Raw genomic sequence first — 519 nt, 5'->3', positions numbered from 1 at the left:
GTGCTTGTCCTGTCGCTGGCCTCCGTGACCGTGCCGGCGAGGATCGTGCTTTCGCCCATGAAGGTCGCCGAAAAACGCGTCGCCGGCCGTGCGTAGACGCGCTCTGGCGGACCTTCGTCCTCGATGCGCCCGTCATTCATCACCACGCAATGGTCGGCCAGCGCCATCGCCTCTTCCTGGTCGTGCGTGACATGGATAAAGGCGGTGCCGATGCGCTTCTGGATCGCCTTCAATTCATCCTGCATCTGCCGGCGAAGTTTGAGGTCGAGGGCGCCGAGCGGCTCGTCGAGCAAAAGCACCGCCGGCTCGATCACCAGCGCGCGCGCCAGCGCCACGCGCTGCCGTTGGCCGCCGGAGAGCTGATGCGGCTTCTTGTCGAAGGCAGAGGCGAGACCGACCAGCGCCAGCGCCTCGCGCGCCGTTGCGGCGCGTGTCGCGCCGTCGACGCCCTGCATGCGCAGGCCGAAGCCGACATTGCTGCCGACGCTCATATGCGGAAACAGCGCATAGTCCTGGAAC

At 66.7% G+C, this 519-nt stretch carries 1 protein-coding gene; it reads right to left on the bottom strand.

The genetic code is table 11. The features are described from left to right. On the bottom strand, positions 1-519 hold a 519-nt coding region (locus tag EN991_RS39225; RefSeq protein WP_164769814.1), incomplete at both ends, for an ABC transporter ATP-binding protein.

The sequence above is a fragment of the Mesorhizobium sp. M7A.F.Ca.US.005.03.2.1 genome, from assembly GCF_003997795.1.
GTDB lineage: Bacteria > Pseudomonadota > Alphaproteobacteria > Rhizobiales > Rhizobiaceae > Mesorhizobium > Mesorhizobium ciceri.
This window is presented reverse-complemented; position numbering and strand designations above follow the sequence as displayed.